Annotated in this window: 22 protein-coding genes; 12 read left to right on the forward strand and 10 right to left on the reverse strand. The window is 73.0% G+C overall.

The features are described 5' to 3' along the window. Positions 1–357 precede the first annotated feature (357 nt). Positions 358–567, forward strand: coding sequence for a helix-turn-helix domain-containing protein (locus LCD33_RS15400; protein ID WP_009942935.1), 210 nt, complete (start codon positions 358–360; stop codon positions 565–567). 114 nt (positions 568–681) lie between these two features. Continuing rightward, complete coding sequence (locus LCD33_RS15405; RefSeq protein WP_224957658.1) at positions 682–1467, forward strand: enoyl-CoA hydratase/isomerase family protein; 786 nt, start codon at positions 682–684, stop codon at positions 1465–1467. Positions 1468–1598: 131 nt separating this feature from the next. Here the strand turns inward: LCD33_RS15405 and LCD33_RS15410 are convergent, their stop codons facing one another. Further along, positions 1599–2402 (reverse strand): sugar isomerase domain-containing protein, encoded by an 804-nt coding sequence (locus tag LCD33_RS15410; RefSeq protein WP_224967065.1) that lies wholly within the window; start codon positions 2400–2402, stop codon positions 1599–1601. Positions 2403–2622: 220 nt separating this feature from the next. Here LCD33_RS15410 and LCD33_RS15415 point away from each other — a divergent pair, with 220 nt between their 5' ends. The 6 genes from LCD33_RS15415 to LCD33_RS15440 all read left to right on the forward strand — a co-directional run bounded on the left by LCD33_RS15415 (position 2623) and on the right by LCD33_RS15440 (position 9741). Next, positions 2623–3246 (forward strand): TetR/AcrR family transcriptional regulator, encoded by a 624-nt coding sequence (locus tag LCD33_RS15415; RefSeq protein WP_224957654.1) that lies wholly within the window; start codon positions 2623–2625, stop codon positions 3244–3246. Between the two features lie 299 nt (positions 3247–3545). Beyond that, positions 3546–4259 (forward strand): Imm1 family immunity protein, encoded by a 714-nt coding sequence (locus LCD33_RS15420; RefSeq protein WP_224957652.1) that lies wholly within the window; start codon positions 3546–3548, stop codon positions 4257–4259. Positions 4260–4409: 150 nt separating this feature from the next. Then, positions 4410–6191 carry an ABC transporter substrate-binding protein gene (locus LCD33_RS15425; protein ID WP_224967066.1) on the forward strand — a complete coding sequence of 594 codons (1782 nt, stop codon included), beginning with the start codon at positions 4410–4412 and terminating at the stop codon, positions 6189–6191. Positions 6192–6194: 3 nt separating this feature from the next. After that, positions 6195–7232, forward strand: a complete 1038-nt coding sequence (locus tag LCD33_RS15430; RefSeq protein ID WP_224957648.1) for an ABC transporter permease — start codon at positions 6195–6197, stop codon at positions 7230–7232. Next, positions 7229–8152: an ABC transporter permease gene (locus LCD33_RS15435; protein WP_224957647.1), complete on the forward strand. Its 924-nt coding sequence runs from the start codon at positions 7229–7231 to the stop codon at positions 8150–8152. Before LCD33_RS15430 ends, LCD33_RS15435 begins: the two co-directional genes overlap by 4 nt. Further along, positions 8149–9741, forward strand: a complete 1593-nt coding sequence (locus tag LCD33_RS15440) for an ABC transporter ATP-binding protein (RefSeq protein WP_224977987.1) — start codon at positions 8149–8151, stop codon at positions 9739–9741. Before LCD33_RS15435 ends, LCD33_RS15440 begins: the two co-directional genes overlap by 4 nt. Positions 9742–9968: 227 nt before the next feature. Here LCD33_RS15440 and LCD33_RS15445 read toward each other — a convergent pair whose 3' ends face one another. Then, a complete protein-coding gene (locus LCD33_RS15445) occupies positions 9969–10598 on the reverse strand; it encodes a uridine kinase (protein ID WP_224977988.1) in 630 nt (209 codons plus the stop codon). Between the two features lie 37 nt (positions 10599–10635). Next, positions 10636–11568, reverse strand: a complete 933-nt coding sequence (locus LCD33_RS15450) for an LD-carboxypeptidase (protein ID WP_224957644.1) — start codon at positions 11566–11568, stop codon at positions 10636–10638. 248 nt (positions 11569–11816) lie between these two features. Between LCD33_RS15450 and LCD33_RS15455 the strand changes: the two genes are divergently transcribed. Both LCD33_RS15455 and LCD33_RS15460 read left to right on the forward strand, forming a co-directional pair. Then, entirely contained in the window at positions 11817–12383 is a 567-nt protein-coding gene (locus tag LCD33_RS15455; RefSeq protein WP_224957643.1) for a DUF3090 domain-containing protein, read from the forward strand. Positions 12384–12389: 6 nt separating this feature from the next. Next, the gene (locus LCD33_RS15460) at positions 12390–13184 is read left to right on the forward strand and encodes an SCO1664 family protein (protein ID WP_224957642.1); all 795 of its coding nucleotides are present in this window, start codon (positions 12390–12392) and stop codon (positions 13182–13184) included. Positions 13185–13411: 227 nt separating this feature from the next. Here LCD33_RS15460 and LCD33_RS15465 read toward each other — a convergent pair whose 3' ends face one another. Further along, positions 13412–14626, reverse strand: coding sequence for a serine hydrolase (locus LCD33_RS15465; protein ID WP_224958661.1), 1215 nt, complete (start codon positions 14624–14626; stop codon positions 13412–13414). 291 nt (positions 14627–14917) lie between these two features. Between LCD33_RS15465 and LCD33_RS15470 the strand changes: the two genes are divergently transcribed. Further along, positions 14918–16321: an ATP-binding protein gene (locus LCD33_RS15470; protein ID WP_224967068.1), complete on the forward strand. Its 1404-nt coding sequence runs from the start codon at positions 14918–14920 to the stop codon at positions 16319–16321. Further along, positions 16321–18270, forward strand: coding sequence for a VWA domain-containing protein (locus LCD33_RS15475; protein WP_224967069.1), 1950 nt, complete (start codon positions 16321–16323; stop codon positions 18268–18270). The genes LCD33_RS15470 and LCD33_RS15475 overlap by 1 nt, the downstream gene beginning before the upstream one ends. A 7-nt stretch (positions 18271–18277) precedes the next feature. Here the strand turns inward: LCD33_RS15475 and LCD33_RS15480 are convergent, their stop codons facing one another. From LCD33_RS15480 to LCD33_RS15505, 6 genes are all read right to left on the reverse strand, one after another. Then, positions 18278–18646, reverse strand: coding sequence for a VOC family protein (locus LCD33_RS15480; RefSeq protein ID WP_224967070.1), 369 nt, complete (start codon positions 18644–18646; stop codon positions 18278–18280). Between the two features lie 187 nt (positions 18647–18833). Then, on the reverse strand, positions 18834–19499 hold the full coding sequence (locus LCD33_RS15485; protein WP_224967071.1) for an HAD family hydrolase: 666 nt from the start codon (positions 19497–19499) through the stop codon (positions 18834–18836). A gap of 106 nt (positions 19500–19605) precedes the next feature. After that, on the reverse strand, positions 19606–21363 hold the full coding sequence (locus tag LCD33_RS15490; protein WP_224958666.1) for a DUF2637 domain-containing protein: 1758 nt from the start codon (positions 21361–21363) through the stop codon (positions 19606–19608). 177 nt (positions 21364–21540) lie between these two features. Next, positions 21541–22425 carry a glycine betaine ABC transporter substrate-binding protein gene (locus LCD33_RS15495; protein WP_224967072.1) on the reverse strand — a complete coding sequence of 295 codons (885 nt, stop codon included), beginning with the start codon at positions 22423–22425 and terminating at the stop codon, positions 21541–21543. Positions 22426–22445: 20 nt separating this feature from the next. After that, positions 22446–23306, reverse strand: coding sequence for a proline/glycine betaine ABC transporter permease (locus LCD33_RS15500; protein ID WP_224958668.1), 861 nt, complete (start codon positions 23304–23306; stop codon positions 22446–22448). Then, positions 23299–24384: a betaine/proline/choline family ABC transporter ATP-binding protein gene (locus LCD33_RS15505; protein WP_308011282.1), complete on the reverse strand. Its 1086-nt coding sequence runs from the start codon at positions 24382–24384 to the stop codon at positions 23299–23301. The genes LCD33_RS15500 and LCD33_RS15505 overlap by 8 nt, the downstream gene beginning before the upstream one ends. Between the last annotated feature and the right edge of the window lie 401 nt (positions 24385–24785).

The raw sequence follows: 24785 nt of genomic DNA on the forward strand, positions 1-24785 counted from the left end.
TCGCTCTACCCCCCCCCGCGGTGGGTTTTTTTGCCCCCCCCCCCCCCCCCCCCCCCCCGCGCGCGCCCCCCCCCCCCGGGCCGGGGGGGGGGCCCCCCCCCCCCCCCCCCCCCCACCCCGCACAGTCATCACGCTCTGACCAGCAAAAACGTCGTGGGATGGCGATCCTCACCGCCGGATGTCCCGAGTTGGCTAGACCGAACGGTCGAGCGCATTCCGGTGATCGCAGCCTATCGATCTCAACCGTTGGGCGATCTTTTTGCATGATCGCCTGGCGTTTACGGCCGTCCTGTTCGATCATTGCGACGACAGGGGTCGCGAGCGGCCCGACCTGTTCGGAGGGAAGGCGGGGACACTGTGGCTGACCTGAAGAAGGGTGCGCGAATTACAGGGAGCGCCCGGGACAAGCTTGCCAGTGACCTGAAGAAGAAATACGAGAAGGGTGCGAGCATTCGCGCTCTCGCCGAGGCGACCGGCCGTTCCTACGGGTTCGTGCACCGAGTCCTCAGCGAGTCCGGGGTGCAGCTGCGCGGACGTGGGGGTGCGACGCGGACCAAGAAGAAGTGACCCGGCGGGCATGATCGGTTCCATGCGGTCCGTTTTCGACCGGCGGGTAACGTCTTGCGCGGTTCCTGTCCGGTCAACGCAGAACTGATGGAGGCCCGCTTGGAGCAGTCGAGGATGGACGCCGACCTTCTGGACCGTGGCGGTGTGGGGCTCACGGTCCAGGGGCGGCGCGCCACCATCACACTTGATCGCCCGGACAAGTTGAACGCGCAGACGCCGGCCACCTGGGCGGCGCTGCGCGAAATCGGACAGTCCCTCGACCCGGAGGTCCGGGTCGTGGTGGTGCGCGGGCGGGGGCGCGCGTTCTCCGCGGGGCTGGACCGGCGGCTGTTCGGGGCCGACGAGGTGGACGGCGAACCCGGCCTGGTCTCGCTGGGGCAGCGCCCCACCGAAGAGGCCGACGCCGCGATCGCCACGTTCCAGCAGGGGTTCAGCTGGCTGCGGGAACCCGACCGGGTGACCATCGCGGCCGTGCACGGGCACGCCATCGGCGCGGGCTTCCAGCTCGCCCTGGCCTGCGACCTGCGAGTGCTGACCGAAGACGCTTCGCTGCGGATGGCCGAGACCGGGCTGGGGCTGGTCCCGGACCTCGGCGGCACCTTGCCGCTGGTGCGCGCGGTGGGTTACGCGCGTGCCGTGGAGATCTGCGTGAGCGGGCGGGACGTCCCGGCCGCGGAGGCGCTGCGGATCGGCCTGGCCAACTCGGTCGTCGTGGCCGACGAGCTCGACGCGGAGGTGGACCGGCTGGTGGAGGCGCTGAGCGCACCGCCGGAAGGGGCGGTCCGCGAAACGCTGGCGTTGCTGGCCCAGGCCGACGAGGCCGTGGACCCGGAGCAGCAGCTGGCGGCGGAGCGGGCGGCGCAGATCCGCCGGATCTCCGGCATGCTCGGCTCCGGCTGAGCGGTAGCGCGTTCTCGGCCCCGGGGCCTTCGGGCTCGGGGCGCGAGCGCCGAGATCCCCACATCGGGAGCTCTTCCGAACCGGGGCCGGTTCCGCATCGCGCGGGACCGGCCCCGGTTCGTTCCTGCGGGTCAGACGAGTCCGGGGACCCGGGCTCCGTAGTGCTGCAGGTTCGCCTTGTTCGCCTCGTCGCCGCCGACGGTGTTGGCGCTGCGCCACACCGGCAGCGGCACCTCCGCCCGCTGCGCGGCGTCGTGCAGCTCCACCAGCAGCATGTTCCACAGGTAGGCGTTGGACAGCGAGGACAGCGGCGCGGTCACCGGTTCCGCCACCGGGTAGCTGGCGTCACCGCCCGGCACCAGCGTGTCCAGCACGATCCCCGCTTGGGCGGCGAGCGTGGTGCCCGCGCGCAGCGGGGCGTCGGCGGAGGCCAGCGGCGAGGTGATCGCGACGACCACCGAGCCGGCTTCGGCCGCGGCGACCGCCAGCTCCACCGGGTACGGGTTCACCCCGGAGTTGGAGAACACGACCAACGCGTCCCGCCCGCCGCGGAACCCCGCTTCGGCGAGGACCTCGCGGGCGAGCCCGCTGGTGCGTTCGGTGTTCGTGGAGGCCACCGCGCCGTGCAGCGGAAGCAGATCGGGGTGGTACAGCGGACGCACCGCGGCCAGCCCGCCCGCGCGGTAGAACGACTCCATCACCCCGGCGAGGGAGTGGCCGGCGCCCGCGGTGAACACGAGGCCGTCCGCGCGCACGCAGTCGAGCAGCGCTTCGGCCGCCCCGCGCAGCGCCGCCGCGTTGTGCTCGCCGATGGCGCGCAGGTGCGCGAGGGTCGGTTCGGCGTGGTGCGGGCCGGTCACGGCTCGTGTCGGTTCCGGTGGGGGCGTGGCGGTCGAGGTGGCCTCGGGGCGGCCGGTGCCGGGATTGTCGGGCATGCGCGGACTCCTGGGTGCGAACTGCGGAACCCTGCCGGTCTATACCAATGGCGCGGGTGCTGGCAACCGAGGAGCGGCCCGCGGGCGGCGCCGTGTTGATCGCGGTGCGGTGATCACTCCCGCGCTACAATGATTACTCTGCGGTGTCGGTCGCGGGACGGGCGCCGCTGCACGCACGGGCCGACGCAAGATCAACAAGCGCAAGATCAACAGGGGATGCATGCCGCAGCGTAGGAATCGTCGGGTCCAGCTCGCCGACGCCGCGATCGAGGTGCTGGCGAGGGACGGGGGCCGCGGCCTGACCCATCGGGCCGTGGACCGCGAGGCGGGCTTCCCCGAAGGCACCACCAAGAACTACCACCCGAACCGGGATTCCCTGTACGTGGCGATCGCCCGGCGGATGGCCGATCAGCAGACCGCGGCGATGCGGCGGCTGCGGGAGAACATGCCGGAGGGCGTGTCCGCGGACGACGTGCGGGCGCTGTACCTGGCGATGCTGCGGCGGATGGCGGGCGCGGCGCGCTCGCAGTTCCTGGCGCTGTTCGAGCTCCAGCTGGAAGGCGTGCGGAACCCGCAGGTGCGCTCGGCGCTCGGTGAGATGACCCTGGCGGGGGTCGATTCGGCGGTCACCCTGCACGCCGCGGTCGGCGAACCGATCTCCGCGCGCGGCGGCGGGCTGCTGGAGGCCGGGATGATGGGCGTGGCGATGTCCATGCTGAGCCTGCCGGACGACGTGGTGGGGCGGATCGGGTTCGGCGATCCCGACGAGCTGGGGCGCTCGCTGCTGGGGATGGCGGTGGACGCGGAGCCGGCGGACGGCCTGCTGCGCGGGCAGGCGAGCTGACCGCTCCCGCCGCGAACCGGCCCCGCCGCGGAACCCGTCCCGCTCGCCGGGTGGCGAGTTCCGAGGTGCTGCGCGGGCCGTTCCTCCCCCTCGCGGGACGAGCGGTCCGCTTCGTCGTTCCGGTCCGGTGAGCTGGGGTTCCGCCCCAGGTGGCCGCGCTGCGCAGTGGCAAGATCACGACAGGTAGTCTTCGTTCTCCCGGTACCGCTGTCCGCGGGCGCCGAGCGGGTTGGCATCATTGCTCGCGGCGTGTCCATGCGAGACCAGCAGAATCGACTCCCGTGGGGTGCAACGAAGGCATGTCGAATCCGCCTCTGCAAGACGGCCCGGTCGAACCCTTGGCGGTCGTGTTCGCCCGCCTCTCCGACGTTCCGCTGGACCAGGTGGACAAGCTGATCGAGGCCACCGGCGCCGTCTACGGCGAGCTCAACAAGATCCACGGCCACCCGTACTGGGGCGAGCTGGTGCTGCACCAGGGCGCCGCGATCAAGGCCCTGCGGGAGGCGCGGGAGTGCCTGGACGCGCTGCGCTCGGAGGCGGTGGGCGCGCGCAACACCGAGCTGGGCGTCACCGTCGCCACCGCCGTCGTGGACGGCGAACGCCACTACGCCACGACCAGCGACGACAAGGCGTCCCTGGTGGAGAAGGTGCTGCGGCCGCCGACGGCGGGCCGGGCCGCGCACCTGTACGTGTGGGACCGGCCGTACGAGAGCGACGAGATCGCCGGGCCCTACCAGCAGCTGCGGATCGTGACCGACGCGGACGCCGAGGTCGGGGTGCTCAACTACACCGAGGAGTCCGAGGAAGGCGACCTCACCTCGTGGCACACCTGCAACCCGGCGCCGCTGGCGGACGCGCCGAAGCTCCGGTTCGACGCGGGCAGCGCGCTGCTGTTCCCGAAGGACTCGGTGCTGCCGTTCCGCGACCTGCGCGCGGGGCTGCTCGGCTACGTCGTCGACGGCTCCCGGCCGGACGCGGTGCAGTGGCAGCAGGCCCGCTGGGGCGACACCTGATCGTGCGGGTGGGCGCGGGCCGATCCGGTACCGCGTAACGGTTGGGTACACACTCCGTGACCTGGCCTGCGGCACGGCTCGTGGAGCATTGACTAACCGCACCCTGGGATGGTTCTTTCTCCTCACTTCTGGAGAAGGGTGGGGTGCATCGTGGGGCGGAGACTGCTCGTCGCGCTGCTCGTCCTGGGTGGCCTGCTCGTGCCGAACGCGGCCATCGCGGCGCCCGCCGAGCAGGGCGAGGCCCGGCTGCGGGTCGCGGTGCCGCAGCAGATCGACTCGCTCAACCCGTTCCTCGGGTACTCGCTGGCCGCCACCGACCTGTTCCGGCTGATCTACCCCACGCTGACGACCTACAGCCCCGAGGACTTCTCGGCCATCCCCGAGCTCGCGGAGAGCTGGGAGACCTCCCCGGACCGGCTGACCTGGACCTTCCGCATCCGGGACGGCGTGCGGTGGACCGACGGGCAGCCGGTCACCGCCCGCGACGCCGCCTACACCTACGACCGGATGATGCGGGATCCGGCGGCGGCCACCGCGAACGGCAACTTCGTGGAGAACTTCGCCTCGGTCGCCGCGCCCGACGAGCGGACCCTGGTGGTCCGCACCAAGACGCCGCAGGCCACGATGCTGGCGATCGACGTGCCGATCGTGCCCGAGCACGTGTGGTCCGGGATCCCCGACGTCGCCGGGTTCGCCAACGACCGGATGCCGGTGGTCGGGTCCGGCCCGTTCGTGCTCACCGAGTACGAACCGGAGCAGTACGCGACGCTGCGCGCCAACCGGGAGTTCTGGCGCGGGCCGCCGAAGGTCTCCGAGCTGCAGTTCGTGCAGTTCAAGAACACCGACGCCTCGGTGCAAGCGCTGCGCAAGGGCGACGTGGACGTCGCCCAGCGGCTCACCCCCGCCCAGTTCGACGCGCTCGCCGGGGAACGCGACATCGCGCAGGTGCGCGGTCAGGGCCGGCGGTTCTTCGAGATGCTGATCAACCCGGGTGCGGCCGACAGCGCGGGCGACCCCATCGGCAGCGGGCACCCGGCGCTGCGCGACGTCCGGGTGCGCCGGGCCATCGACCACGCCGTGGACAAGGAAGCACTGGTCGAGCGGGTGCTCAACGGCTACGGGCAGGTCGGCGGCGGCTACCTCCCGCCGATCTTCGACGACTACCACTGGAACCCGCCGCGGCCCCGCGAGTTCGACCTGGCCGAGGCGAACCGGCAGCTCGACGCGGCCGGCTACCGGCGCGGCCCCGACGGCGTCCGCCGCACCCCGCAGGGGCAGCCGCTGGAGCTGCGGTTCATGCTGCACGCCAGCGCCTCCGCCGACGCGCAGGTCGGGGAGTTCGTGAAGCGCTGGCTCGCCGACGTCGGCATCCGCGTGCGGCTCGAACCCGTCTCGGACAACCAGGTCAACGACCGCACCACCGCCGGGGACTTCGACCTGGCCATCTCCGGCTGGTCGGCGAACCCGGACCCGGACTACGTGCTGCGGCTGCAGACCTGCGCCTCCCGGCCCACCCCGGAAGGCGGCGGCACGCCCGACTCGTTCCTGTGCGACCCGGCCTACGACGACAGCTACGCGAAGCAGCTCGGGGAGTTCGACCCGGCGAAGCGGATCGAGCTGGTGCAGCAGGCCCAGGCGCGGTTCTACGAGCAGGCGTCCGCATCGGTGCTGTACTACCAGAACTCGCTGGAGGCCTACCGCTCCGACCGGTTCAGCGGGTTCACCGCGCAACCCGCCGACGGCGGCGTGATCACCGGGCAGCAGGGCTACTGGGGCTACTACGGGGCGCGGCCCACCGCGGCCGCTACGACCTCGCGGGCCGCCGACGACCGCACCACCCTGCTGGTGCTGGCCGGCGTGGTGCTCGTCGCGGGCGCGGTGGGCCTGCTGGTGGCGCGGCACCGGCGGGCCACCGTCGACGAACGGGAGTGAGGCATGGCCGACTTGACGGTCGAAGCCGGGGACCAGGCGGCCCGGGGCCGCGCCGGCGGGGGCTGGCCCGGGTACCTGGCGCGCAAGCTCGGCGGCGGGCTGGTGAGCGTGTTCCTGGTGGCGGTGCTCGGGTTCTTCCTGTTCCGGGTGCTGCCCGGCGACCCGGTGCGCACCATGACGCGCGGTGCGCCCGTGTCCGCCGAACAGCTGGAGCAGCTGCGGCAGCGGCTCGGGCTCGACCAGCCGCTGTGGAAGCAGTTCGTCGACTACCTCGGCGCGCTGGTGCGCGGTGACCTCGGCACCTCCTACACCTACAGCAGGCCGGTGGCGGAGCTGATCGGCGAGCGGTTCGGCCCGACGGTGCTGCTGGTGGGCACCGCGACCGTGCTGGCCGTCGCGCTCGGGTTGTGGATGGGCACCCGGGCGGCGTGGCGGCACGGCAGCGCGTTCGACAAGGCCTCCACCTCCGTCGCGCTGACCTTGTGGTCGGTGCCGACGTTCTGGCTCGGGCTGATCGTGCTCATGGTGTTCGGCGTCGGGGTGGGGCCGCTCCCGGGGCTGTTCCCCGTCGGCGGGATGGTCTCGCCGGACACGCCGCCGGTGCTGATCTCGCAGGTGCTGGACGTGGCGCGGCACCTGGTGCTGCCCGCGCTGACCATGGTCGCGGTGATCTACGCGCAGTACCTGATGGTGATGCGCTCCTCGCTGCTGGAGGAGATGGGCGCCGACTACCTCACCACCGCGCGCGCGAAGGGCCTGCGCGAAGACCTGGTGCGGCGCAGGCACGCGGTGCCGAACGCGCTGCTGCCCACCGTGACGTTGATCTTCCTGCACCTCGGGCTGGTCGTCGGCGGCGCGATCACGGTGGAGACGGTGTACTCGTGGCCCGGCTTGGGCCTGCTGACCTTCGAAGCGCTGCGCGTGCCCGACCTGCCGCTGCTGCAGGGCACGTTCATCGTGCTGGCCGGGAGCGTGATCGTGATGAACGTGGTGGCGGACCTGCTCTACCGGGTCTTGGACCCGCGGGTGCGTGCGGCATGACGGCCACCGAACCGGTGACCCCGCCGGAACGGGACGCGGCCCGGCTGGTGCGAGCGCGGCGGCGGGCGGCGGCGGGCGAGTCGTGGCGGGTGTTCCGCGCCGACCGCGGCGGGCTCGTCGGGCTGGTGCTGCTGGTGCTCATCGCGGCGCTGGCGCTGCTGGCACCGCTGCTCACCGACCAGACCGGGCTCGACGTCACCAAGGTGACCGGGGAGGCGCTGCAGCCGCCGAGCGGTTCGGCCTGGCTCGGCACCGACGAGTCCGGGCGTTCGGTGCTGCTGCTGACCTGGTGGGGCGCTCGGGTCTCGCTGCTGGTGGGGCTCGCCGCGGCGGTGCTGTCGGTGGTGATCGGCACCGTGGTGGGCGTGCTCGCCGCGCACTTCGGCGGCTGGACCGACGCGCTGCTGATGCGGTTCACCGACTTCTTCCTGGTGCTGCCCGCGCTGGTGCTGGCGATCGCGCTGTCCACCGTGCTGTCCCGGGGGCTCGGCACGATCGTGCTGGCCATCGGCGTGACCTCGTGGCCCACCACCGCGCGCCTGGTGCGGGCGCAGACCCTCACCGTGGAGGCCCGGCCCTACATCGAGCGCGCCCAGGTGCTCGGCGGCGGGAACCGGCACGTCATCGGCAGGCACGTGCTGCCCGCGGTGCTGCCGCTGGTGTTCGCGAACACCACGCTGTCGGTGGCCAGCGCGATCATCATGGAGTCCACCCTGTCGTTCCTCGGCCTCGGCGACCCGAGCCGGGTGTCCTGGGGCTCGATGCTCAAGTCCGCGATGGACACCGGGGCCGTCACGGGTGGCGCCTGGTGGTACCTGCTGCCGCCCGGCGTGGGAATCGTGCTGGTGGTGCTGAGCTTCACGTTGTGCGGCCGGGCGATGGAAGCGGTGTTCAACCCGAGGTTGCGGGGGAATCGATGAGCCCGATCCTGACGCTGCGCGGCACGTCCATCTCCTACCGGGGCACCGACGGCCTGGTGCCCGCGGTGCACGACGTGGACCTGAGCCTGGAACCCGGCGACACCCTCGGACTGGCCGGGGAATCCGGGTGCGGCAAGACGACGCTGGCGATGTCGGTGCTGCGGCTGCTGCCGCGCTCGGCGGTGCTCGACGGGGAGGTGCTGCTGGACGGGGAGGACGTGCGCGGCCTGTCCTTCGGCCGGATGCGCGCCGCCCGCTGGTCCACCGCCTCCGTCGTGTTCCAGGGCGCGATGCACGCGCTGAACCCGGTCCGCACCGTCGGCGCGCAGATCGCCGAACCGATGCGGCTGCACGGCACCGCCACCGGTGACCTGCGCGGGCGGGTGGCGGAGCTGCTGGAATCGGTGGAACTGCCCGCCGACCGCGCCGACGCCTACCCGCACGAGCTCTCCGGCGGGCAGAAGCAGCGCGTGATGGTCGCGATGGCGCTCGCCTGCGACCCCCGCCTGATCATCGCCGACGAGCCGACGACCGCGCTGGACGTGGTGGTGCAGGCGCAGGTGCTGGCGCTGCTGGGCAGGCTGGTCGCCGAACGCGGCATCGCGCTGCTCATGATCAGCCACGACCTGTCGGTGCTGGCGGCGAGCTGCGCGCGGATCGCGGTCATGCACGACGGCCGCATCGTCGAGCACGGGCCGTCGAAGCAGGTGATGGGCGCGCCGCGGCACGAGCACAGCCGGGCGCTGGCCGACGCGTTCCCCACCGTCGGCGACCCGAAGTTCCGGCTCGTCGAAGCGGCCCGCCCCGCCGGCCCGGCGCTGCTGGCCGCCGAAGGCGTGGCGGTGGAGTTCCCGGCGCGCTCCGGGGCGGCGGTGCGGGCGGTGCGCGGCGTCGACCTGGAGGTCGGCGCGGACGAGATCATCGCGCTCGTCGGGCAGTCCGGATCGGGGAAGACGACGCTGGCCCGCACCCTGCTCGGCCTCCAGCAGCCCACCACCGGGCGAGTGCTGTTCGACGGGGAACCGCTGCCCACCGGCAGCGCCGGGCTCCGCGCGTACCGGCGCCGCGTGCAGCTGGTCCTGCAGGACCCGACGGGGGCGTTGAACCCGCGCCACACCGTCTACGAAGCGGTCGCCGAAGGCCTGCGCATCCACGGCGACGTCGCCGACGAGGCCGCGAAGGTCGCCGAAGCGCTGGAGGCCGCCGAACTGCGGCCCGCGTCGAAGTTCCTGTCCCGCTTCCCGCACGAGCTCTCCGGCGGGCAGCGGCAGCGGGTGGTGATCGCCGGGGCGCTGGTGCTGGCACCGCAGGTGCTGGTCGCGGACGAGCCGGTCGCCTCGCTGGACGCGACGGTCCGCGGGGAGATCTTGGCGCTGCTGCTGCGGTTGCGCGTCGAACGTGGACTGTCCACTTTGGTCATCACGCACGATCTGGGGCTGGCGTGGAACATCGCCGACCGGGTCGCGGTGATGTACCGGGGCGAGATCGTGGAGCTCGGCACCGTCGAGCAGGTGCTGCTCGACCCGCGGCACGACTACACCAAGACCCTCCTGGCAGCAGTCCCCACCCTGGACCGCCGTCCTGCTTGATCTTCCCGTTCCCGACTCCCGTGAACGGTCGGGTGGCGGAACCTCAGCGCTTTCCTCGCTGCGGGATCGCTTTCACCGGTGGCTCCGCCACAGGAGAAAACGCTGTCCTCGCGAGGAAAGCGCTGAGAACCCGCGGGTGGTTCTGCTGCGTGCTGGGTTGCTGCTCACAGCGGCATCGCCGCTGACAGGAAAGGGAAGGACTGGGTGGGTTCGGTCCGCTCGGTCGGTCAGGTCCAGGCATCGACGACGGCGGGGTGGCCGGGGCGGTCGACGCGGATCACGTGGTCGGCGAGGCGTTCCGGGGCCACCTCGGCGTGGTAGCGGTCGAAGGCGGGCAGCGTCCAGCGCTCGGGCTCGGACGTGTGGCGCGCCAGCGAGGCGCCCGGCAGCCACAGGTGCACCGTGCGGTCGAACGGCAGCCCGGCGCCCAGCAGCAGCGGACCGTCCACCAGCACCACCCCGCGCTCCGGCAGCCGTACCCGGTCGAGCCGGGGGGAGCGGTCGGTCGCGGCGTCCCACAGCGCGGGCAGCACCTGCCCGGTGCCGTCGTCGGCGAGCGGATCGAGGACTTCGCGGCGCAATCCGGCGAGGTCGAACCAGCTCTCGTAGAACGAATCCGGATCGTCGCGGCCGTGCTCGAACCGCAGCGAAGCGGGCCGCACGTACCCGTCCATCCGCACCCGCACCACCTCGCGCCCGCGCACCCGCAGCGGTTCCACCAGCCCGTCGGCGAAGCCCGCCGTACCCGCCGCGGCGGCCCCGTCGACCGCGACCCGCAGCCACCGGCGGCGCATGCCGTCCACGGCGTCGGCGAGCTCGCCCGCCAGCTTCTCCGGAGTGATCGCCCGAACCCGCATGCCGCCGTTCTACCCGACGTCCGGTGCGGGCCGTCGCTCAGCGCAGCGCGGGTTGCAGCACGCTCAGCCGCTGCGCCGCGGTGTCGAGTTCGGCGGCCACGCCCAGCGGAACGGTGCGCTGCGCCGCGCAGTGACCGAAGCCCAGTTCCCACAGCACCGGGATCCCGAGGTCCCCGAGCAGGTCCCGCAGCACCGCCCGCACCTCGTCCACCGGCCCGCACCCGCTCCACGAACCGAGCGCGATCCCGCTGGCCCGGTCGAACCACCCGGCGCGCAGCAGCTGCGTCAGCGCCCGGTCCAGCCGGTACGGGTCCTCGTCGACGTCTTCGAGCAGTGCGATGCCGCGCACCGGCGGCGGGGCCGCGTCCGGAGCGCCGAGCCCGGCCGCCAGCAGCGACAGGTTGCCGCCGTAGGTGATGCCGCGCGCCCGGCCCGGCACCAGCGCCTCCGCGCCGCCGCGGGTCAGGATCGTCACCGACTCCGGGGTGAACAGGGTGCGGCGCAGGTGCTCGCGGGCGGGCGCGTCGTCGATGAAGGCGCCGGTGCCGATCATCGGCCCGAACACGGTGGCGACGCCGAGCCGCACGCCGAACGCGTCGTGCAGGGCGGTCACGTCGCTGGACCCGGCGAACACCTTGTGCTCGGCGGCGGCCATCGCCGTCCAGTCGAGGTGGTCGAGGACCCGCATGCAGCCGTAGCCGCCGCGGGCGCACAGCACGCCGTCGATCTCCGGATCGCACCAGGCCCGCTGCAGGTCCGCGGCGCGGTCCGCGTCGGCGCCCGCGAGGTAGCGCAGCCGGGGGTGGCGTTCGCGCACGTGCTTGCCGGGCACGACCCGCAGGTCCCAGTCGCGCAGCAGCTGCAACCCGGCGTCGAGCTGGTCGGCGGGCACCGGGCCCGCGGGGGCGACCACGGCGACCGAGTCGCCCGCTCGCAGCCGTCGCGGCCGGTGTCGTTCACGGGTGCTCATGGCATGACTCCGTCCGGAGGTCCGGATCGTGGGGTGGCCAGAGCCTAGCGGGCCGCGAGTGATCGGGACCGCAGCCCGCGGCGGTGTGTTCGCGTTCGGCGAACAGCCCGGCCGGGTGGCGGGAAGCCCGGCGCACGTGGGTCGCAGGTGAACGCGCGGTGCCGACGGTGCTGCTGAGGGGCCGTGTCCGGCCGAACAGGGGACGGCTTCGCGAGCCGCGGGCCGGGTGGCTTACTGTCGAAGGTGCCATGGCTCGTGTCATCCACGTCTTCCGCCAGCCCGACCGGTTCGTCGCAGGGACCGTCGGGGAACCCGGCGAGCGCACCTTCTACCTCCAGGCGTCCGAGGACGTCCGGACGGTCAGCGTGCAGCTCGAGAAGCAGCAGGTCTCCGTGCTGGCCGAACGGATCGGCGCGCTGCTGGAGGAGGTGCAGCGCCGCTTCGACGCGGAACTGCCCGCCGCGCCGCCGGACGACTCGCTCGACACCGACCCGCTCGCGGTGCCGGTGGAGGAGGAGTTCCGCGTCGGCACCATGGGGCTCGGCTGGGACGCCGAGACCGAGGCCGTCGTCGTCGAGCTGCTCGCGGTCACCGAGGAGGAGATCGACGAGTCGGTGGTGCTCGACGACACCGAGGAGGGCCCGGACGCGGTCCGCGTGTTCCTCAGCCCCGCGGACGCCCGCGCGTTCGCCGAGCGCGCCGAGCGGGTCCTCAACGCGGGCCGCAAGCCGTGCCCGCTGTGCGGGGAGCCGCTGGACCCGGACGGGCACATCTGCCCGCGGCAGAACGGTTACCGCCGCTCCGAGGAGGACTAGCCGACCGTGCACCCCGATGATCCGGCCGTTCGCGAGGTCCTGGCACACGGCCGCATCGAGGTCGAGGGCCGGCTCGTGGAAGCCTCGAACGCCACGCTGTTCTGCTCCGTCGAGCACGAGGGCGTGACCGCCGAGTGCGTGTACAAGCCGGTGCGCGGGGAACGGCCGCTGTGGGACTTCCCGGACGGCACGCTCGCCGGGCGCGAGGTCGGATCGTTCCTGGTGGCGGAGGCGCTGGGCTGGAACCTGATTCCGCCGACGCTGCTGCGGGAGGGGCCGTTCGGCCCGGGCATGGTGCAGCTGTGGGTGGACACCGAGGAGGGTTCCGACCTGGTGGACCTGGTGCCACCGTCGGAGGTGCCGGAGGGCTGGCGCGCCGTGCTGCGCGCCCAGGACCACCGCGGTGACCCGGTGCTGCTGGCGCACTCGCCGCACGAGGAGCTGCGCAGGCTCGCGGTGCTCGACATCGTGATCAACAACGCCGACCGCAAGGGCGGGCACGTGCTGCACTCGCCGCGCGGCGAGGTGTTCGGCGTGGACCACGGGGTGAGCCTGAACGCGGAGAACAAGCTGCGCACGGTGTTGTGGGGCTGGATCGGGGAGCGCTTGCCCGCGGACGCGGTGGAGGCGCTGAGCCGGTTCCGCGCGCTGCTGGAGGGCGATCTCGCGTCCCGGCTGGCCGAGCACGTCACCCCGAAGGAGGTGCAGGCGCTCGTCGACCGCGTCGACGCCCTGCTCACCGCCGGCGAGTTCCCGGCCCCGTCCGGTGACTGGCCCGCCATCCCCTGGCCCGCGTTCTGACCGGGATATCGGCTCGTTCTGCGCTGGGGTGAGGTGGCGGAACCTCAGCCGCTTCCTCGCTGCGGGATCGTTCTCACCGGTGGCTCCGCCACAGGAGAAAACGCTGTCCTCGCGAGGAAGCGGCTGAGAACCCGCGGGTGGTCCTGCTGCCTGCGTGGTCGCCGCTCATCGGCTTCGCCGCTGACAGGAGAACCGCGAAGAAGCTCTGGAACGAGCCGAACCTCTACTCAGTCCACCAGTGCCTGGTAGACGAGCTGGTGGAGCTGGGAGCGGATCGGGTGGGTGCCGGACGGGATGAGCTGGGTGAAGAACTGCACCGTGAGCTCCTCCGCCGGGTCCACCCAGAACGCGGTGCTCGCCATCCCGCCCCAGGACAGCTCGCCCGGCGTGGAGATGACGTGCGAGGCGACCGGGTCCTCGACGACGGCGAAGCCGAGCCCGAAGCCCTTGCCCGCGTTGGCGACCTCGGAGAACGACCCGTTCGCGATCTGGTCCAGGTGCGCGCCGCCGGGCAGGTGGTTGCGGCCCATGTAGCGCACCGTCCGGTCGCTGAGCAGCCGCACCCCGTCCAGCGCCCCGCCGCCGAGCAGCATGCCGGTGAACCGGTGGTAGTCGTGGGCGGTGGACACCAGCCCGCCACCGCCGGACAGCGCGCGCGGCGCGGCGGTCGGCGGCGAGTTCTTCGGCACGGTGGCCTTGCCCGCGGAGTCGGCGAGGTACAGCGCGGCGAGCCGGTCCTTGTCCTCCGGCGGCACCTCGAACCCGGTGTCGGTCATGCCGAGCGGTTCGAAGATGCGGGTGCGGAAGAACTCGTCGAGCCCCATGCCGGAGGCCACTTCGACGACGCGGCCGAGCACGTCGGTGGACACCCCGTAGTTCCAGGAGCTGCCTGGTTCGAACAGCAGCGGCATCGCCGCGTAGTCGTCGCACACGCCCGCCAGGTCCTGGTCGGGGGTGCCGAACTCGTAGCCGGTGCGCCGGTAGATCTCGTCGACCGGGTTGAGCCGGTTGAAGCCGTAGGTGAGCCCCGAGGTGTGGGTGAGCAGGTGCCAGATCCGCACCGGTTCGGTCGCGGGCCGGGTCTGCGGGGCGCGGGCGGGGCCGCCGGTGTAGACGCGCTGCTCGGCGAAGGAGGGGATGAGGCTGCTGACCGGGTCGGTGAGCTCGAAGGCGCCCTCTTCGTGGAGCATCATGGCCGCGACCGAGGTGATCGGCTTCGTCATCGAGTAGATCCGGAAGATCGTGTCGTCCTCGATGGGGGCGCCCGTGGTGATGTCCCGCTTCCCGTGCGAGCTGAAGTGCGCGACGACGCCGCGCCGGGCGATGAGCAGCTGCCAGCCGGGGAGCCTGCCGTCGTCGACGTACGCCGCGAAGTGGCGGTCGATGCGCTGGAGGCGTTCGGGGTCGAAGCCCGCCTGGACGGGGTCGGTCTGCAGCTGCACGTGATCATTCTCCTCTGCTGGGGCCGTCACCTTTCTACTCGCCGGTACCGCAGCGGTGCCAGCGTGTTCCCCCGCACGTCGTCGCGCTGCGCGACCGCGGCGTCACCGCCGGCGAGCGGCGCGGGCGCGCCACGCGCGGGGTGCCGGGCGGTTTCCGCGCGGCTTCCCGGCGGACGGCGGGCCGCTGATCACCGGAATCGTCCGCACCGGCGGGAAACCCGTTGGCACGACGGTGTTTCCCGTGCTGAGACGTGTTCGCGGCGACCGGGCGGAGCGAGTAGCGTCGAACGGGTGACGAACTCTCGGACCCCACCTCCTGGGCTGCCCGGCACGGCGGGGGAGCTGCGTGCCAGCGGACACCTGCCGTACAGCGTGAAGGTCGAGGTGCGCCGCAACCTGCTGACCGCGCTGCGCTCGGGGAATCCGCTGTGGCGGGGCATCGTCGGCTTCGAGCGCACCGTGCTGCCGCAGCTGGAGCGCGCGCTGATCGCGGGCCACGACGTGGTGCTGCTCGGCGAGCGCGGGCAGGGCAAGACGCGGCTGCTGCGCGGGCTGACGGCGCTGCTGGACGAGTGGACGCCGGTGATCCCCGGCTCCGAACTGGACGAGCACCCGCTGGAGCCGATCACCCCGACCTCGATCCGCCGCGCCGCCGAGGAGGGCGACGCGCTGCCCGTCGCGTGGCGGCACCGCGAGGACCGCTACGTCGAGAAGCTGGCCACCCCGGACACGGCGGTCGGTGACCTCATCGGCGACGTGGACCCGGTGAAGGTCGCGGAAGGACGGTCCCTGGGGGACCCGGAGACCATCCACTTCGGACTGGTGCCGCGGGCGCACCGCGGCATCGTGACCATCAACGAGCTGCCCGACCTGGCCGAGCGGATCCAGGTGGCGCTGCTGAACGTGATGGAGGAGCGGGACGTGCAGGTCCGCGGCTACAGCCTGCGGCTGCCGCTGGACGTGCTGCTGGTGGCCACGGCGAACCCGGAGGACTACACCAACCGCGGCCGGATCATCACCCCGCTCAAGGACCGCTTCGGCGCGGAGATCCGCACCCACTACCCGGCGGAGCTGGACGACGAGATCTCGCTGATCCGGCAGGAGGCGCTGCTGGAGGCGGAGGTCGGCGACCACCTGCTGGAGGTGCTGGCCCGCTTCGTGGGGCACCTGCGGGAGTCCTCGGCGGTCGACCAGCGCTCCGGGGTGTCGGCGCGGTTCGCGATCGCGGCGGCCGAGACGGTGTCCGCGGCGGCGCTGCACCGGGCGGCGCTGACCGGGGAGGAACCCGCGGTGGCGCGGCCGGTGGACCTGGACGCGGTGCCGGGCGTGCTGCGCGGCAAGCTGGAGTTCGAAGCGGGCGAGGAGGGGCGCGAGGACGAGGTCCTCGGCTACCTGCTGCGCCGTTCGGTCGCCGACACGGCCCGCGGCCTGTTCGCCGGGCTGGACCTGAGTTCGCTGATCTCGGCCGTCACCGGCGGGCACCAGGTCGCCACCGGTGAACGGGTGGCGGGCGCCGACGTGCTGCGGGCGCTGCCGGAACTGCCGGTGCTGCACCAGGTCGCCGAACGGCTGGACGTGCGCGCCGGGGATCCGGTCGGGCGCATCGCGAGCGCGGTGGAGCTGGCGCTGGAAGCGCTGTACCTGGCGAAGAAGCTGGCCAAGGACACCGACGAGCAGCGGTCGGTGTACGGCTGATGCCGCGGTTCCGGTACGGCGCCTGGCACGGCGGTTCCGATCCGCTGGAGCCGCCGGTGGACCTGCGTTCCGCGCTGGACCAGATCGGCCGGGACGTGATGGAGGGCGCGTCACCCCGCTCGGCGCTGGAGGAACTGCTGCGCACCGGGACCCGCGGCACCGCGGGCCTCGACGAGCTGACCCGCCGGCTGTGGCAGCGCCGCAGCGAGTTGCAGCGCAGGCACAACCTGGACGGCACGGTGCAGGAGGTGCGCAGGCTGCTGGACCGCGCCCTGGAGCAGGAGCGCACCGCGCTGGCCGCCGAGGACGGCGAGGACGCGCGGTTCCGGGAGATGCAGCTGGGTGCGCTGCCGCCGGACGCGGGCGGTTCGGTGCGCGAGCTCGCCGAGTACGACTGGCGCTCGTCCGACGCGCGCGAGACGTTCCAGGAGATCCAGCGGATGCTGGGCGGCGAACTCCTCGAACAGCGCTTCCAAGGCATGAAGGAGGCGTTGCAGGGGACCTCGCCGGAGGACGTGGAGCGGGTCCGGGCGATGCTCGACGACCTCTCCGAGCTGCTGGCCGCGCACGCCCGCGGCGACGCCGACGTGCCGGAGCGGTTCGAGCGCTTCATGGCCGAGCACGGCGAGTTCTTCCCGGAGAACCCGCGCGACGTGGACGAACTGGTCGACGCGCTGGCGGCGCGGTCCGCGGCGGCGCAGCGGATGCTGAACTCGATGAGCGAGCAGCAGCGCGCCGAACTGGCCGAGCTGTCCCGGCAGGCGTTCGGCGACCCGCGCATCGGCGAGGCGCTGAACCGGATGGACCGGCAGCTGCGCTCGCTGCGCCCCGGCGAGGACTGGTCCGGTCGTGGCCGGTTCCGCGGCGACCAGCCGATGGGGCTGGCGGAGGCCACCGAGGCGATGGCCGAACTCGGTGAGCTGGAGCAGCTGGCCGAGCAGCTCGGCCAGTCCTACCCGGGCGCGAGCCTGCAGGACATCGACCTGGAGGCGCTGGAACGGCAGCTCGGCGAACGGGCCGTGGTGGACGCGCGGCGGCTCGCCGACATCGAGAAGCAGCTGCGCGGGCAGGGCCTGCTGCAGCGCGGCCCGGACGGGAACCTGCGGCTGAGCCCGCGCGCGATGCGCAGGCTCGGCGAAACGGCCCTGCAGTCGGTGGTCTCGCAGCTGCGCTCCCGCAAGGGCGACCGCGACACCGACCGGGCCGGCGCGGCGGGGGAGCTCACCGGGACCACCCGGCCGTGGGCGTACGGCGACACCGAGCCGTGGGACGCGGTCCGCACCGTGCGCAACTCGGTGCTGCGGCGCGCGGCGGCGGGCCCGGCGGCACCGCGGCTGCACTTGGACGACCTGGAGGTCGCCGAGACCGAGCAGCGGTCCCGGGCGGCGGTGGCGCTGTGCGTGGACACCTCGTGGTCGATGGTGCAGGACGGCCGCTGGGTGCCGATGAAGCGCACCGCGCTGGCGTTGAACCACCTGGTCGCCACCCGGTTCCGCTCGGACGCGCTGCAGCTGGTCACCTTCGGCCGCTACGCGTCCACTGTGGACGTGGGGGAGCTGGCGGCGCTGGAGGGCTCCTGGGAGCAGGGCACCAACCTGCACCACGCGCTGCTGCTGGCGGGCAGGCACGTGCGGCGGCATCCGGACGCGCAGCCGGTGGTGCTGGTCGTGACCGACGGCGAACCGACCGCGCACCTGGAACCCGACGGCGAAGCCGTGTTCCAGTACCCGCCGACCCCGCGCACCCTCGGCGTCACGCTGTCCGAAGTGGACTCGTTGCACCGGTTGGGCGCGACGCTCAGCGTGTTCATGCTCGGCGACGACCCCCGCCTGGAGGCGTTCGTCGACGTCGTCGCCCGCCGCGGCGGTGGCCGGGTCGTCGCCCCCACCGCGGACGGGCTCGGCGCGGCGGTCGTCGGCGACTACCTCCGCACCAAGCGGCGGCGCTGACGGGGCCTCAGAGGTACGGGCTGGTGAGCAGTTCCACGAAGTGGCCCGACGGGTCCAGCAGGTAGACGCCGCGGCCGCCGTGGCCGGTGTTGATCTCACCGGGACGGGTGCGCTGCGGATCGGCCCAGTGGTCCCGGTCGGCGATCCGCGCGTGGGCGCGGTCGAAGTGCGCGTCGTCCAGCAGGAAGGCGTAGTGCTGCGGCGGGAAGTCCACCGGCGGGGCGGCGAACTGGAGCAGGACGCCGTCGGTGAGCCGGACGTTGACGAACGGGCCCCACGACGGGGCTTCGTCGGCTTCGAGCAGGTCCCGGTAGAACGCGGCCATCTCGGCCGGGTCCGTCGAAGCGATGATCGTGTGGTCGAAGCGGGCTGCCACGGTCCTCCTCGGTCGGTGCGGGTGACGTCGAGTGCACTCGCCGACGAGGGGGCGCGCGGATCAGCCGCCGACCAGGTGGCCGTCCCGGGAGCGGCCGGTTCCGGCCTGACTGGTCATCACGCGGTGATCGTACCGCTCGGCCACCGCGCCCGTCCGCGTTCTGGACCGGCCACCGGGGGCCGTGCGGTCAGGCCGCGAGCAGCTCGTGGGCGGTGGTGACCGCCTCGGTCAGGCTCCCGACGAGCGGATCGCCGGACCCGGCGAAGTGGTCGCGGGCGTGCAGCGCGCTGCGGCCCGAGTGGTAGACCACGCAGCGGGCACCGACCGAGGCGGCCGCCGCCGCGTCGTCCACCGTGTCGCCGATGAACACCACCCGCGCCGGATCCGGATCGCCCAGCGCCCGCAGGTGGGCGCGGACGTGCGCGGCCTTGGTGTCCGCGAACTCGCCGCTGCGGCCGTGCACGTGCCGGAAGGAACCGGTGATCCCCGCCGCCCGCACCATCGGGACCAGCACCTCGTGCGGGCACATCGACAGCAACGACTGGGTGCCGCCGGAGGCCGCCCACCCGGCGAGCGCGGACTCCGCGTCCGCGGCCAGCGCCAGGTCCGGCAGCGCCCGCGCGTAGTGCTCGTCGAACCCGCCGAGCAGCTCCGCCAGCTCGGCCGCCGCCAGCGGACCGTTCGCCAGCCGCTCGCAGAACACCGAGATCGGCCGGGTGAACAGCCGCTGGTGGTCCTCGACCGTCACCGCCAGGCCCGCGTCGGCGAACGCCGCGATGACCGCGCCGATCATCGCTTCCCCGTCGTCGAGCAACGTCCCGTTCCAGTCCCACACGATGTGGCCGCTCGGCATGGGCCCTCCCGTCGTCCCCGCGACTCTCGCGGACCCGGTCGCCGGCGTCCAGCTCCGCTCCGGTGACCGGCCCGCGCCTCCCGGCCGGGCCGATCACCTCGCGGGATCAGCTCTGGTCGGCGCCGACCAGCTGGGACTTCTCGTGCGCCTCTTCCTGGGCCATGGACTTGCGGGCCGCGTTGATCTGGCGGCGGCCCCAGCTCTCCGAGAGGCCGTAGCGCTTGGCCAGCTCGGCGGGCTTCACCGGCTGCTCGGCCGCCACCGACATGCGGTAGTCGTAGCGGGCCGCGGAGCGCTTGTCCTGGTCGCTCATCGGCCCGTCCGGGACCGGGGGCAGGGTGAGCGTCTGCTCGGTGTCCTGGACGTCGGTCGGCTTCTTCGCGCCGCCGGTGGTGGTCGCGGCGGGCTTCTGCTTGGCGGCGCCGGACTTGGCGGTGGGCTTCGCGGCGGCCTCGGTCTTCGCGGTCCCCGTCTTCGCGGTCCCCGTCTCCGAGGTGTCGGTCCCCGAGGTGTCCGTCTCCGGGGTGTCGGCCTCGGGGGTGCCGGTCTCGGCGGTGGACGCTGCGGCTCGGGCGTCCTGCTCGGCGGTGACCTTCGGCAGTTCGAGCGTGACCGTGGGGGCGTCCGCGGTGCCGCCGGTGGCGAGCTCGGACCGCGCCTCCTCGGCGGGCCGCTGCGCGTTCCGCGCGGTGGTCGCGGACCGCTCGTCCTGCGCGGTGGTGCCGGATTCCCGCGCCTCGGCGGCGGAATCCGCCGCGACCGCACCGGAGGCCTTCGCGGAGGCATCGGAGTTCGTCGCGGAAGCGCCGGAACTCTTGGTGGTGACGTCGGAGCTCGTCGCGGCGGCGTCGGTCTTCGCCGCAGCCCTGGACGTCGTCGCGGCGGTCGCGGAATCCCGCGCCGTCGAACCGGATTCCGCGGTCTCCGCGGCGGTGGAACCGGCCTGGGCCGAGGACGCGGCGGCGTGCTCGGCGGCCGGGCGCTGTGCCGCGGGCTCGGTGGTCCGGGAGGCCTCGTTCGAGGTGGTCCGCGGCGCGTTCCGGGAGTTCTCGGCGCGCTCGTCGTCCGAAGTGGACGATTCGGTCCGGGCGGCGGGTTCGGCTTCGACGCGCGGCTGGACCTCCGCGCGGGACGCCGGTTCGACGCGCTCGGTCTCGCCGATCGCGCCGGCCGCGGACTGCGAGGCCGCCTGCTGCTCCGCCTCGGCCTGCGCCGCGACCTTGAGCGCGTTCGCGCGGCGGGTTCCGGGCGGGGCGAGGGTGCCGAGACCGGCGATCTCCTCGACCGGGATGTCGATGACCTGCTTGCGGAACGCCTCGCCGGTGCTGCGCCGGTCCACCATCCAGCGCAGCACGAGCAGGCCTGGCCGCAGCCGGAACCCGCGCATGCCGTGCTTGGCCTCGTAGTCCGCGCGCAGCTCCAGCAGCACCACGTCGAACACCGCGACCGCCGCGATGGGCAGCCCGGCGGCGACGATCTGCGCTTCCTGGCTGGGCTGGTGGATCCAATTGATCCACGAGCTGACCCCGGTGAACGCCCACATCAGGATGCGGCCGCGCACGGCGGACCGGCCGTTGATGGAGGAGCGGTAGGTCATCAGGGTGCAGGCGAACGCGGCGCCGTCGAAGGTGGCGGGCACCAGCCACGCCGACCAGTAGGTGAACCCGGCCATCGACTGCATGCCGTACTCGTGCAGGCCGACGAAGCTCGCGCCCCAGCCCATCACGGCGGCCATCGCCACGAAGATCAGCGCGGCGATGGACAGCGAGCGGCTTCCGCGATCGCGGGGGGCGCTGGGAAGCGGCTCCGCGTTCGGAATCGGGCTGCTGGTCGAGTGCTCGCTGCTCTTGGCGGCGTCATGCACGGGGTGTCCTCCAGATTCGCGTGACAGCACGCTCGGCAGTGCCGGATAGTAACTAACCCATCACCTGGACGGATGACCGGATGCCGATTCTGTGCTAGGGGAGGGCCCGATTCGCTCGCGATGAGTGGTTTTCGCCGGGTGACCGACCGCCGCGCGGCAGGAGCGGAGGCGCCGGGATCAACCGGTGAAGCTCGCGATGACCTCCGGGTGCGCGTCGGCCCACCGCGCCGCCGCCGCCTTCTCCTGGCCCTTGGGCGCGGCGTTGACCTCGTTCTCCAGCGACGCCAGCTGCCCGTCGTCGAGGTGGAACTTCCGCACCATCCCCGTCACCTCGGGGAAGTCGGCCGTGAAGCCCTTCCGCCCCACCGCGTGGATCTGCTCCGCCGCCCCCATCGCGCCGCGCGGATCGGCCAGGTCCTTGATCGGGAACTTCGCGTACGCCCAGTGCGGGTGCCACAGCGTCACCACGATCGGCCGCTGGGCGTCGACGGCGCGTTGCAGCGACGCGAGCATCGCGGTGGTCGAGGAGGTCTGCAGGGTGTACTGCCCGTCCAGCCCGTACTGCGGGATCATCTGGTCGCGGGTCACCCGGCTGAGACCGGCCCCCGGGTCGATGCCGGTGATGGTCCCGCCGAACTCGGCGGCCCGGCCGCGCAGGTCCTCGATCGAGTTCACGTCCACCAGGTAGTCCGGCACCGCGATGTTCAACGTTGCCCGGTCGTACCAGACGCCGAGGTCCTCCAGCCGGTCGTGGTACTGCGCCCAGTAGTCGGCGTGCGTCTGCGGCAGCCACGAGTCGAGGAACAGGTCGACGTCGCCCTTCGCCAGCCCCGCGTAGGTCGGCCCGGCCTCCAGCTCGGTCAGCTGCACCTGGTAGCCGCGCCGTTCCAGCACCACTTCGTACAGGTTGCTGACGGCGATCGCCTCGTCCCAGGCGATGTAGCCGATGGTGATCCGCTTGCTCTGCTGCCCGGTCTCCGGTTGCCTGCCACCGCAGCCCGCGGCGAGCAGCACGAGCGCCGCCAGCAGCGCGACGCACGCGACCCAGCGCGATCTCCGCATGGTCCTGCCTCCCGTCCTCGTCATCCGGTGCGCGCGGCGCGGCGCGCCGCGGGGGAGCGGTCGGCGAGCACGGCGGTGATCCGGTCCAGGTAGACGGCGAGGATCACCACCGCCACGCCCGCTTCGAACCCGGCGCCCAGCTGCACCCGCGTGACCGCGGTGTAGACCTCGGTGCCCAGGCCTTCGGCGCCGACCATGCCCGCGATGACCACCATCGACAGCGACAGCATGATCACCTGGTTGATCCCGGCCATGATCGACGGCAGGGCCAGCGGCAGCTGGATGCCGGTGAGGATCCGCCGCGGCGGCGCCCCGAACGCGTGGCCTGCTTCGACCACCTCGGCGTCGACCTGCCGGATGCCGAGCTCGGTCAGCCGCACCCCCGGCGGCAGCGCGAAGATCACCGTGGCGACCACGCCGGGCACCGACCCGATGTTGAAGAAGAAGATCACCGGGATGAGGTAGACGAACGCGGGCATCGTCTGCATCAGGTCCAGCACCGGCCGCACCACCCGGCTCACCACCCGGCTGCGGGCCGCCAGCACTCCCAGCGGGACGGCCACCGCGATCGCGATCGCGCTGGCCACGAGCACGAGCGCCGAGGTCTGCACCGTCGGCGGGAACTCCCGCATGCTCACCACCAGGCCGAACCCGAGCAGCGCGAACAACGCGAACCGCCAGCCGCGCAGCCACCAGCCCAGCGCCGCCAGCAGCAGCACCAGCACCCACGACGGCGGCCACAGCAGCGCCGCGGTCAGCCCGTCCACCGCCGAGCGCACCACCAGATCGATGAAGTCGAAGACCGGGCCGATGGTGTCGTCGAGGAAGTTCACCAGCGCCTGGAACCAGTCGCCGAGCGGAACCCTGGGCAGCTCAGGCATCGCCGTCCTCCTGCCCGCCCGCGCCGAGCGCGCGCAGCAGCGGCACCGGCCGCACCAGCCCCACCAGCCGGCCCGTCCCGTCTACGACCGGGGTGTCGGTGCCGACGCGACCGAGGAATCCGTCGAGCGTGCGGTCCGCGGCCACGGGCTCCGGCCCGGGGTGCAGCAGGTCGGCGAGCGCTGTGTCGGGTGGTGCGAGCTCCGCGGCCGACCGCTCCAGCAGCCCCACCGGCCGACCGCGGTCGGTGATCGGCAGCCGGTCCAGGTCGTGCTCGCGCAGCAGCTCCAGCGCCCGCCGCAGCGGCCCGGCGCGATCCGCGTGCACGGCCGGTTCGGCGACGAGCCCGGCGGTGAGCACCCGGCTGCGGTCCACGTCCCGCACGAAGCGCGCCACGTAGTCGTCCGCCGGGCGGTGCAGGATCTCCGCGGCGGTGCCGACCTGCACGATGCGCCCGGCGCGCATCACCGCGATGCGGTCGCCCAGCCGCATCGCCTCGTTGAGGTCGTGGGTGATGAACACGATCGTCTTGCCCAGCTCGCCCTGCAGCCGCACCAGCTGATCCTGCATGTCCCGCTTGATCAGCGGGTCGAGCGCGCTGAACGCCTCGTCCATCAGCAGCACGTCGGTGCCCGCGGCCAGTGCTCTGGCCAGCCCTACCCGCTGGCGCATGCCGCCGGAGAGCTGCGCCGGGAACCGGTCCTCCCACCCGGTCAGGCCCACCATGCCCAGCGCCTCCACCGCCCGTTCGCGGGCGCGCGCCGGCGGGTCGCCGCGGACCAGCGGCCCGTACTCGGCGTTGTCCAGCACGGTGCGGTGCGGCAGCAGCGCGAAGTGCTGGAACACCATGCTCATGGTGCGCTGCCGCAGCCCGCGCAATTCCCGGCCGGTGAGCGCGGTGACGTCGCGGTCGTCCGCGCGCACCCGGCCTGCGGTGGGGGTGAGCAGGCCGTTGAGCATCCGGATCAGCGTGGACTTGCCGGAGCCGGACAGGCCCATCACCACGAACGTCTCCCCGGGCTCGACGGTGAACCCGACGTCGAGCACGGCGACCGTGGCGCCCGCCCCGGGCCGGGTCACCGGCCCGGGAGCGCCGCAGCGCCTCCTCGGGCCGGGTGCCGAAGACCTTGCACAGGCCGTCCGCTCGGAGCGATGTCAACGCCTCGCCTCCTCGCCCGGTCCGGCTCGCGCGGACCCGTGCCGGATCCCGCGATCCCGTGCGGTGCGGCGGAAATCCTCCGCATCCGACCGAGGATAGGCCCGGGGCGGGCGGGGCCCGACATTGTCGAAAGTCCCGACTGCGGGCGGCCCGCGGAAGTGCCCTGGTTCTCACGATGTGTAACAGGGCGGCGTCCGGTCGGCCGGGACGTTTAAGGTCGGATGCATGCAACCCTGGTCGTCGGTCCCCGTGCCCCAGGTGCCGGGCACACCCCGCCCCCTCCGGCTCTTCGACACCGCCACCGGTGAGGTCCGGCCCACCC

This window comes from Saccharopolyspora sp. 7B, assembly GCF_020177435.1.
Taxonomy (GTDB): domain Bacteria; phylum Actinomycetota; class Actinomycetes; order Mycobacteriales; family Pseudonocardiaceae; genus Saccharopolyspora_C; species Saccharopolyspora_C gregorii.

Excerpts from the sequence above, each read along its gene's own strand:
- LCD33_RS15430 (WP_224957648.1), top strand. The coding sequence starts at position 6,195 with ATGGCCGACTTGACGGTCGAAGCCGGGGACCAGGCGGCCCGGGGCCGC.
- LCD33_RS15485 (WP_224967071.1), bottom strand. The coding sequence starts at position 19,499 with ATGCCGAGCGGCCACATCGTGTGGGACTGGAACGGGACGTTGCTCGAC.
- LCD33_RS15415 (WP_224957654.1), top strand. The coding sequence starts at position 2,623 with ATGCCGCAGCGTAGGAATCGTCGGGTCCAGCTCGCCGACGCCGCGATC.
- LCD33_RS15495 (WP_224967072.1), bottom strand. The coding sequence starts at position 22,425 with ATGCGGAGATCGCGCTGGGTCGCGTGCGTCGCGCTGCTGGCGGCGCTC.
- LCD33_RS15455 (WP_224957643.1), top strand. The coding sequence starts at position 11,817 with ATGGCTCGTGTCATCCACGTCTTCCGCCAGCCCGACCGGTTCGTCGCA.
- LCD33_RS15500 (WP_224958668.1), bottom strand. The coding sequence starts at position 23,306 with ATGCCTGAGCTGCCCAGGGTTCCGCTCGGCGACTGGTTCCAGGCGCTG.
- LCD33_RS15475 (WP_224967069.1), top strand. The coding sequence starts at position 16,321 with ATGCCGCGGTTCCGGTACGGCGCCTGGCACGGCGGTTCCGATCCGCTG.
- LCD33_RS15435 (WP_224957647.1), top strand. The coding sequence starts at position 7,229 with ATGACGGCCACCGAACCGGTGACCCCGCCGGAACGGGACGCGGCCCGG.
- LCD33_RS15445 (WP_224977988.1), bottom strand. The coding sequence starts at position 10,598 with ATGCGGGTTCGGGCGATCACTCCGGAGAAGCTGGCGGGCGAGCTCGCC.
- LCD33_RS15420 (WP_224957652.1), top strand. The coding sequence starts at position 3,546 with ATGTCGAATCCGCCTCTGCAAGACGGCCCGGTCGAACCCTTGGCGGTC.
- LCD33_RS15440 (WP_224977987.1), top strand. The coding sequence starts at position 8,149 with ATGAGCCCGATCCTGACGCTGCGCGGCACGTCCATCTCCTACCGGGGC.
- LCD33_RS15450 (WP_224957644.1), bottom strand. The coding sequence starts at position 11,568 with ATGAGCACCCGTGAACGACACCGGCCGCGACGGCTGCGAGCGGGCGAC.
- LCD33_RS15410 (WP_224967065.1), bottom strand. The coding sequence starts at position 2,402 with ATGCCCGACAATCCCGGCACCGGCCGCCCCGAGGCCACCTCGACCGCC.
- LCD33_RS15405 (WP_224957658.1), top strand. The coding sequence starts at position 682 with ATGGACGCCGACCTTCTGGACCGTGGCGGTGTGGGGCTCACGGTCCAG.